Origin of the sequence: Vibrio sp. YT-17 (assembly GCF_033337375.1) — a bacterium.
GTDB lineage: Bacteria > Pseudomonadota > Gammaproteobacteria > Enterobacterales > Vibrionaceae > Vibrio > Vibrio alginolyticus.
In genome coordinates, this window is sequence record NZ_JAWOQP010000046.1 from 1 (window position 1) to 7,977 (window position 7,977).

Below are 7,977 nucleotides of genomic sequence, written 5' to 3' on the forward strand. Positions count from 1 at the left end.
GGGGGGGGGGGGGGGGGGGGGGGGGGGGGGGGGGGGGGGGGGGGGGGGGGGGGGGGGGGGGGGGGGGGGGGGGGGGGCGTGACAGTTATTGCAGGGGTCAGCCTGCCGCCTTGGGCCGTGCGATGTCGTACTTACCCGCCGCATACTCGTTCACCGTCCAGCCCAGCGCGATCAGCTCCGGCAGCGCCTCGCGCACCCGCTGGCGTCTCTTGCGCATGGCGGCCCCACTGGCCTCTGACGGCCAGACGTAGCCGCACAGGGTATCTATGGCCGCCTTGCCGGTCTTGCCGGGGTCGATCCAGCCACACAGCCGCTGGTGCAGCAGGCGGGCGGTTTCGCTGTCCAGCGCCCGCACCTCGTCCATGCTGATGCGCACATGCTGGCCGCCACCCATGACGGCCTGCGCGATCAAGGGGTTCAGGGCCACATACAGGCGCCCGTCTGCCTCGTCGCTGGCGTACTCGGCAAGCAGCCGGAAGCCCTGCCGCTTGCGGCCATTCTGGGCGATGATGGACACCTTCCAAAGCCGTTCAATGCAGTCCCTGATGGGCTTTGAGTCCTCGATATTGGCATAGCCTATTTCACGAGCCAGCGCCCGATAGCTACCCTTGACCACCATGGCGTCAGCGGTAACGGCTTCCCATTTGGGTTCCAGGAACAGCCGGAGCTGCTGCCCGCCGGGGGTCTCCGGTTCTGGCTCTAGCACCAGACCACTAGGCCCGGCCATGGCCACCAGCCCCTGCAGGATGCGCAAATCATCAGCGCCCAGCGGCTCCGGGCCGCTGAACTCGATCCGCTTGCCGTCGCCGTAGTCATACGTCACGTCCAGCTTGCCGCGCTTGCGCTCGCCCCGCTTGAGGGCACGGAACAGGCCGGGGGCCAGACAGTGCGCCGGGTCGTGCCGGACGTGGCTGAGGCTGTGTTTGTTCTTAGGCTTTGCCACGAGGCACCCCCTTGCTCTTGTGCTGCTTTTCCAGCACGGCGGGCTTGAGTACCCCGCCGTCATGCCGCCTGAACCAGCGGTCTTTGAACGGTGCCCCATAGTTGGCCTTGCTGACTCCAAAGCGGACGAAATAGGGCCGCTGCGTGTCGTCTACGCCCCATTCCTCGGCCTCACCGGTGGTCATGCCGGACAGGTACGATTGCCAGCGGATGTTATCCACCAGCACGGACGATCCCCGGCTGGCCTGCTGCTGGTCGCCTGCGCCCATCATGGCCGCGCCCTTGCTGGCATGGTGCAGGAACACGATAGAGCACCCGGTATCGGCGGCGATGGCCTCCATGCGGCCAATCACTTGCGCCATGGGGCCGCTGGCGTTCTCTTCCTCGATGTGGAACCGGCGCAAGGTATCCAGCACCATCAAGCGGCGTCCCTCAGCGGCTCGCTTGAGGCCGTCGAACCACTCCGGGGCCATGATGTTGGGTAGGCTGCCGATCAGCGGCTGGATTAGCAGACCGTCAGCCACGGCTTGCCGTTGCTCGTCGGTCAGGCGTTCCCCCAATGCGTGCAGGCGGTGATGTATGGCGGTGGGCGGGTCTTCGGCGGGCAGGTAGATCACCGGGCCGGTGCGCAACTCGCCCACGTCCAGCAGGTCGGGGCCGCCTGCGATCTGTGCGGCCAGTTGCAGGGCCAGCATGGACTTGCCGGCCCCACCGGGGGACACCAGCGCCCCCACGGTGCCGGCCACCATGTTGGGCAGTACGTAGTCAATCGGTGGCGGTAGCTCTGTGAAGCTCGCCAGAATGTCGATAGGCTTATGGGTAGCCATTGATTTGCCTCCTGTGTAGGCGGTTGGTGGTTAGGCGCTGGCGGGGTCACTACCCCCGCCCTGCGCCGCCCTGAGTTCTTCCAGATACAGCCGCAGCGCCTCGGCCTCTGCGTCTGTGGCCCATATCTTCCGGGCCTTGCGGCCCATGGCTCGCTGCTGCTCGGCAAAGCGGGCCTGTCGTATAGCGTTGGGGGTGGCCAGCAGGTTGCCGGTACGCTTGTCGTGTTGGTCTTTCATATTTCCTCCGCATTAGAGCTAACACCATAACAGGCATTAGCTCTAATGCAAGTGTTTTATCCTAATGTCGGCCCTCGGTACTGCTGTTTCTCGGCCTGCTTCGCCAGCTCGGCGCGGGCCTCCTGCACCTGCGGCAGCTCCATCACCTTCTGCACCGTACGCTTGATGTAATCGGCCTCATGGCCCGTCTTGCGCTCCATGATGGCGGGGCTGGCCTCGGCCATGGCCTTGCCGATCTCGTCCGGCTCCCGGCCCTTGCTGGCCAGCTTCATGGCCGCGATAAAGTCGCACTTGCTGAGGTCGTCACCGTACCGCTTGACCAGCCCGGCCATTTCGCTGCGGTAACACCTGAGTTAAGCCGCGCCGCGAAGCGGCGTCGGCTTGGACGAATTGTTAGGCCGCATATCGCGACCTGAAAGCGGCACGCAAGACCTCAACCTTTTCCGCCCCGAGTGAGGTGCATGCGAGCCTGTAGGACTCTATGTGCTTTGTAGGCCAGTCCACTGGTGGTACTTCATCGGCATAGTAAAAGTAATCCCAGATGATCGCCTCCCAGCTGTTACAACGGACTGGCCGCCCGGCGATGACGCCCTCAGCCGCCTCTGGGCACGAGCCCTGCGGAGCCTCCGCGATTTCATACGCTTCGTCTGCCCACCAAGCAGGTTCGCAGTCAAGTAACTCATCCCCGATCTCCGCTAAGAATCCATAGTCCAACTCCTCCATGACGCGCCCGCCGAGCATTTCAACTATTGCCTCGAGCTCGCCGCGCCTCTCGCCGGGAAACGTCAGATCAATATCATCGTGCTTGCGTGTTACACGCCCTAGCCGTGCATCGATCGCCCAGCCCCCACCGATCCAGAGCGGCAGATTTCGCTCATCTGCCGCAGCTAGAATTTTGTGTATCAATGTGACCTGCGTTGTGTCCATGCGGCCTAACGGTTTGGGCTATGGGCAGTGGCGGTTTGCGTGAGCCTTTCCTGTCAAACCGAGAAAACGCTCGGGCGGGCTACCGACTTTGCAAATTGCACTTCAACCCGCCATTGCCTATGAGCCAGTGTTAGCGGTAGTTTTTTATTTATTCAAATAGTAATCCCACGTTATTTTTGCAATGTCTGAAATAATCTTTTCATTAATTTCCGAAGTTTCTTTGGACTCTGCAACAAATACGCTTATAAAAATTAATTGTCCATTCGGTAAAGTAATTACCCCAACATCATTAGTGGCTGCTGCAATTCCATTATTTATTCCGGAAGTCCCTGTTTTATGAGCAACAATTGTATTCTTTGGTAATTGTCCTTTTAATCGGTTACTTCCTGTTGTTGTTTCTCTCATAATTTTCCAAATAAAATCATAACTTTTTTTAGAAAGTAATTGGTTCTTATTATTATAAGTATCTATTAACAGTTTGTTCATCGCTGTTGGGGTTGCCCAATTTTGATATTGGGTATTCCAATCCTTGTGCATTTGTTCTTCGTTTGCTTTGATTGAAATATCAGTGAAATGATTAGCATTCAAGAATTTTTGAACAGAATCAGTTCCTCCGATTAATTTTAGCAAAATATCACAACCAATATTGTCGCTCTCTGATACTGTATAATTTAGTATTTGTTCAATCGTCAAAGTTGTTCCATTAGGGAATTCCTCTTTAATCGGACTCCACATTTTAGGCAAAAGGTCTTGAGGGGTAATCTCTATTTTTTGTTCAAAAGAAAGATTCCCTTTATCTATCTCAGACAAAACGGCTAAAGCAATCGGAAATTTCATAACGCTTTGCATCGGGAAATGGAAGTCGTTATTAATCTTCAAAGTATCCTTCTCATTGCTGTTGAATATTGCTACTCCTATTCTGGCATTTTTTGCCTTTAAAACATTCTCAATTTTCAAAGTTAAGTTGTCAGTTTGAGCATTTGAATACGCAATTGTAAAAAATAAACTTAACAATACTAATAATATCCTTTTTACGATTTTCATATGTCTGTACTCCTATCTGGTTAAATTACCGCTAACACCTGAATTAAGCCGCGCCGCGAAGCGGCGTCGGCTTGAATGAGTTGTTAGGCAACACCGCGCTTTCTCTCGAAGGCTTGTCGTGTTTGAACCATGTAAACCGCCGGCCCGTCAGGCGTGGTGATGATCTTCTCCCGCACGAATCCTGCCTTCTCATAGCAGCGTATGGCTCGATGGTTGTTCGGAGTCGGGTCGGTCTGAATCTTCGTCACGGTGGGGTCCGAGAACAGTAGTTCAACGAGAGCGCGGACAAGCCTTGTTCCTAGGCCTTTGTTCAACTGTGTCGGGTCAGCCAGAGACTGGTCTATTCCTCGCACTCCTGGATCAGTTTCATCTTCCCACCAGCCATCACCGCTTCCGAGCGCGACGTACGACTGAGCATAGCCGATCGGTTCCTCGCCCAGCATTGCGATGTACGGTGTTACGGACTCTTCCGCCATCGCTCTGGGCAGGTAGTGTTCCAGCACTTCATCAAGAGTCGGTCGCTCTTCGTCACCACCCCACCACTCAACGATGTGCGGCCGGTTGAGCCAATCATGGAGCATCGGCAGGTCGCGCTCGGTCATGAGGCGAAGAGTTATGGGGGGGGTGCTCGCGGCCTTGCGGCCCATGGCTCGCTGCTGTTCGGCAAAGCGGGCCTGTCGTATAGCGTTAGGGGTGGCCAGCAGGTTGCCGGTACGCTTGTCGTGTTGGTCTTTCATCTCAAACCCTCCATTAGAGCTAACAGTATACCACCAGTTAGCGCTAACGCAAGCATTACATACTTAAATCTGGCCCCCGACTGCGCTGCTTCTGGGTCTGCTTCGCCAGCTCGGCGCGGGCCTCCTGCACCTGCGGCAGCTCCATCACTTTCTGTACCGTGCGCTTGATGTAATCGGCCTCATGGCCTGCCTTGCGCTCCATGATCGCGGGGCTGGCCTCGGCCATGGCCTTGGCGATCTCGTCCGGCTCCCGGCCCTTGCTGGCCAGCTTCATAGCCGCAATGAAGTCGCACTTGCTGAGGTCGTCACCGAAGCGTTTGACCAACCCGGCCATTTCGCTGCGGTAGTCGTCCACGGCGCTGCGGCGATACCGGCGCACACTCCGCGGGGCGGTGATCTCGGCCAGTCGTGCCGTCCGTTCCTGTTGGCGCTTAATGCTGTCCAGCACCTGCCCGGCCTGCTGCATCAGCTCCGGCCCTGCGGTGGCGGTCTTGCCCTTGGATTCACGCAGCAGCACCCACGGCTGATAACCGGTGCGGGTGGTGTGCTTGTCCTTGCGGTTGGTGAAGCCCGCCAAGCGACCATAGTGGCGGCTGTCGGCGCTGGCCGGGTCGGCGTCGTACTCGCGGGCCAGCTTCCGGGCGATTACGCCCCTGTGACCTGCTGGGGCGTCCTGAGCCACTTTTACCCATGCCTGATAGTTCTTGGGGCTGGTCTCCACGATCAGCGCCGGCTCCCGGCCCTCGGCTTTCATGTCATCCAAGTCGAACTCACTGAGATCGTCCACCAGCACCAAACCATGCCGCTCCTGCTCGGCGGGCCTGATATACACGTCATTGCCCTGGGCATTCATCCGCTTGAGCCATGGCGTGTTCTGGAGCACTTCGGCGGCTGACCATTCCCGGTTCATCATCTTGCCGCTGGCGGCATCCCGTATGCCGATGTCGTACCGGTCGCAGCCCATGGCCTTGAGCTGCCGGGCGATGGCTTGCGCGGTGCGGTCACCCTTTACTTGAGCTTGAAAACCAGCCATATACCCCCCTGTTGTTCGATGATTTGCGGCTCCAGCCAAAGCCATGATGCGATCAGCAGCGCCAGAATAGGCGTCACGGAAGCGATCAAGACCCCGGCCCACAACTTCCATGTCCAGCCACGGGCGGCGCTCCGGGCGCTCTGCGCGGCGCTGCTCACCTCGGCGGCTACCTCCCGCAACTCCTTGGCCAGCTCCACCCATGCCGCCCCTGTCTGGCGTTGGGCTTTCAGCCACTCCGCTGCCTGCGCCTCGCTGGCCTGCTGAGTCTGGCTCATGACCTGCCGGGCCTCGTCGGCCAGTGTCGCCATGCTCTGGGCCAGCGGTTCGATCTGCTCCGCTAACTCGTTGATGCCTCTGGACTTCTTCACTCTGTCTATCGCGCTCATGCTCGATAACCTCCCGGTATTCTTGTAAGTCGATGATCTGGCCGTTGGCCGTGTCGATGGCTAGGGCGGTGTCGGCCCGCTCGGTGCGGATGCCCCGGCCCTCCATCTCCACCACGTTGGGGCCAAGATGGATGCCCGGCAGGCGCTCGATGCCCTGCGCCTCAAGTGTTCTATGGTCAATGCGGGCGTCGTGACCAGCCCGCTCTAATGCCCGGTTGGCATGGTCGGCCCATGCCTCGCGGGTCTGCTCAAGCCATGCCTTGGGCTTCAGGCTCTCGGACTTCTGCGCCCCGCCCCGCTCTGGCTGTTTGGCGTTGTACCGCTTGAACCACTGGTCAGCCGGGCGCTCGATACCGTCGTTCTTCCGCTCAGAGATCATCAAGTGGCAATGGGGGTTCTCACCTTTACCGGCATGAATGGCCAGCGTATACGGCAGGCGCTCGCCCTCGGTCAGATGCCGGGCGAATTCGTCCACCAGCTCCCGCTGCTGATCTAGGGTCAGTTCGACCGGCAGGGCAAACTCAACCTCTTTGAACAGCCGCCCATTGGCGCGTTCATACAGGTCGGCAGCATCCCAGTAGTCGGCGGGGCGCTCGGCCCACTCGGGCAGGTGGCCGGACTGAGTGTGCAGCACCTCGTCACGGTCGCGGGAGTAACGGCCCTCCCGCTGGATGTAATCGGCTTTCGCCTTGGCCGACTGGCCGCCGTTCCGGCTGCCGGTCTTGGCCGTAAGGTGATAGATGGCCATAGGGGTTTAGCTCCATGCAATGGCCCTCGGAGAGCGCACAGCCCCAAAGGGGTGCCCGCAGGGCAGTTTCTCGAAGAGAAACCGGTAAGTGCGCCCTCCCGTTAGAATGACGGTCGGGGTTTGCGGTGTCTGTGCTCCGATGATAGCATGATGGCAAGCACATAACCAAGGGGAATGTCAACATGGCAAAAGCAGCGGAACGGCTCGCCAAGCTGGAAGAGCAACGGGCACGGATCAACGCCAAGATCCAGCGGGTCAGGGCACGGGAGCAGCAGCAAAAGCGCAAGGAGGACACCCGGCGCAAGGTGCTGGTAGGCGCGTGGATACTCGGCAAAGTCGAAAGCGGCGAGTGGCCAGAACAGCGCTTGCTCGATGGGCTGGACAGCTACCTAGAGCGCGACCATGACCGGGCGCTGTTCGGACTGCCACCCAAGCAGGAATAGCAGCCACAGGAGCATGGCCAGCCGGAGCCGCAAGAGGGGCAAGGGTGAGCTTCTACCGGCTGACACCTGCCGAGATCGAAGCCCTGCAGCAAGAGATGCGAGAGGCGGGCGCGACCATCAAGGCGGAGATAGCCAAGCGCAAGGTGGCCAGCATGGCCCCTGCGGGGCTTCACACGCGCACCCGCCCTGCGGGCAGGGGTAAAGGCCGCTAAAGCGGCTAAAGGCGTCTGCGGCTTCCTGTGGCGTCTGTGCATGGGGTTTGGGTTTGCGGGCCTTGGCCCGCCTTTTCCCTACCGCGGAGCGGTGGGGGCGGTGTGTAGCCTAGCGCAGCGGATAGATCAGTTATCCGGCCTCTGGCCGGGCATTTTGGGCAAGGGCAAACAGCGCCCCACTAGGGCGCTGTTAACCGCGCCTAGTGGATTATTCTTAGATAATCATGGATGGATTTTTTCAGCACCCCGCCAGCCCCCGCCCCTGCTGGGTTTGCAGGTTTGGGGGCGTGACAGTTAACGGGGGGGTTCGTGACAGTTAACGGGGGGGGGCGTGACAGTTAACGGGGGGGGCGTGACAGTTAACGGGGGGGGCGTGACAGTTATTGCAGGGGTCAGCCTGCCGCCTTGGGCCGTGCGATGTCGTACTTACCCGCCGCATAC

General features: G+C 59.4%; 10 protein-coding genes and 1 pseudogene. 1 reads left to right on the top strand and 10 read right to left on the bottom strand.

Going from position 1 to position 7,977, the window contains the following annotated elements; genetic code table 11:
- Positions 1–97 precede the first annotated feature (97 nt).
- The 10 genes and pseudogenes from repC to R7F67_RS23560 all read right to left on the bottom strand — a co-directional run.
- Positions 98–943, bottom strand: coding sequence for a replication protein C, IncQ-type (repC, locus tag R7F67_RS23515; protein WP_112928757.1), 846 nt, complete (start codon positions 941–943; stop codon positions 98–100).
- The gene (locus tag R7F67_RS23520; protein WP_169573183.1) at positions 930–1,769 is read right to left on the bottom strand and encodes a helicase RepA family protein; all 840 of its coding nucleotides are present in this window, start codon (positions 1,767–1,769) and stop codon (positions 930–932) included. The genes repC and R7F67_RS23520 overlap by 14 nt, the downstream gene beginning before the upstream one ends.
- A 30-nt stretch (positions 1,770–1,799) precedes the next feature.
- The gene (urfF, locus tag R7F67_RS23525; protein ID WP_112928753.1) at positions 1,800–2,006 is read right to left on the bottom strand and encodes a plasmid repression protein F; all 207 of its coding nucleotides are present in this window, start codon (positions 2,004–2,006) and stop codon (positions 1,800–1,802) included.
- Between the two features lie 56 nt (positions 2,007–2,062).
- On the bottom strand, positions 2,063–2,338 hold the full coding sequence (locus R7F67_RS23530) for a hypothetical protein (protein WP_223847821.1): 276 nt from the start codon (positions 2,336–2,338) through the stop codon (positions 2,063–2,065).
- Between the two features lie 61 nt (positions 2,339–2,399).
- On the bottom strand, positions 2,400–2,933 hold the full coding sequence (aadB, locus tag R7F67_RS23535; RefSeq protein WP_000381802.1) for an aminoglycoside nucleotidyltransferase ANT(2'')-Ia: 534 nt from the start codon (positions 2,931–2,933) through the stop codon (positions 2,400–2,402).
- A gap of 144 nt (positions 2,934–3,077) precedes the next feature.
- Positions 3,078–3,977, bottom strand: a complete 900-nt coding sequence (locus R7F67_RS23540) for an extended-spectrum class A beta-lactamase VEB-18 (protein WP_065825678.1) — start codon at positions 3,975–3,977, stop codon at positions 3,078–3,080.
- Positions 3,978–4,060: 83 nt separating this feature from the next.
- On the bottom strand, positions 4,061–4,624 hold the full coding sequence (locus R7F67_RS23545) for an AacA4 family aminoglycoside N(6')-acetyltransferase (protein WP_112928758.1): 564 nt from the start codon (positions 4,622–4,624) through the stop codon (positions 4,061–4,063).
- A gap of 145 nt (positions 4,625–4,769) precedes the next feature.
- The gene (locus R7F67_RS23550) at positions 4,770–5,792 is read right to left on the bottom strand and encodes a DNA-primase RepB domain-containing protein (protein WP_318057402.1); all 1,023 of its coding nucleotides are present in this window, start codon (positions 5,790–5,792) and stop codon (positions 4,770–4,772) included.
- Entirely contained in the window at positions 5,723–6,133 is a 411-nt protein-coding gene (locus tag R7F67_RS23555; RefSeq protein ID WP_011117300.1) for an IncQ-type mobilization protein MobB, read from the bottom strand. The genes R7F67_RS23550 and R7F67_RS23555 overlap by 70 nt, the downstream gene beginning before the upstream one ends.
- 106 nt (positions 6,134–6,239) lie before the next feature.
- Positions 6,240–6,881 (bottom strand): annotated as a pseudogene (locus R7F67_RS23560) (MobA/MobL family protein); the annotation flags it as partial.
- A gap of 182 nt (positions 6,882–7,063) precedes the next feature.
- On the opposite strand from R7F67_RS23560, the gene R7F67_RS23565 reads away from it, so the two are divergent.
- The gene (locus tag R7F67_RS23565; protein ID WP_169573164.1) at positions 7,064–7,324 is read left to right on the top strand and encodes a mobilization protein; all 261 of its coding nucleotides are present in this window, start codon (positions 7,064–7,066) and stop codon (positions 7,322–7,324) included.
- Positions 7,325–7,977 lie beyond the last annotated feature (653 nt).

Excerpts from the sequence above, each read along its gene's own strand:
- R7F67_RS23520 (WP_169573183.1), bottom strand. The coding sequence starts at position 1,769 with ATGGCTACCCATAAGCCTATCGACATTCTGGCGAGCTTCACAGAGCTA.
- urfF (WP_112928753.1), bottom strand. The coding sequence starts at position 2,006 with ATGAAAGACCAACACGACAAGCGTACCGGCAACCTGCTGGCCACCCCC.
- R7F67_RS23530 (WP_223847821.1), bottom strand. The coding sequence starts at position 2,338 with ATGGCCGGGCTGGTCAAGCGGTACGGTGACGACCTCAGCAAGTGCGAC.
- aadB (WP_000381802.1), bottom strand. The coding sequence starts at position 2,933 with ATGGACACAACGCAGGTCACATTGATACACAAAATTCTAGCTGCGGCA.
- R7F67_RS23540 (WP_065825678.1), bottom strand. The coding sequence starts at position 3,977 with ATGAAAATCGTAAAAAGGATATTATTAGTATTGTTAAGTTTATTTTTT.
- R7F67_RS23545 (WP_112928758.1), bottom strand. The coding sequence starts at position 4,624 with ATGGGCCGCAAGGCCGCGAGCACCCCCCCCATAACTCTTCGCCTCATG.
- R7F67_RS23550 (WP_318057402.1), bottom strand. The coding sequence starts at position 5,792 with ATGGCTTTGGCTGGAGCCGCAAATCATCGAACAACAGGGGGGTATATG.
- R7F67_RS23555 (WP_011117300.1), bottom strand. The coding sequence starts at position 6,133 with ATGAGCGCGATAGACAGAGTGAAGAAGTCCAGAGGCATCAACGAGTTA.
- R7F67_RS23565 (WP_169573164.1), top strand. The coding sequence starts at position 7,064 with ATGGCAAAAGCAGCGGAACGGCTCGCCAAGCTGGAAGAGCAACGGGCA.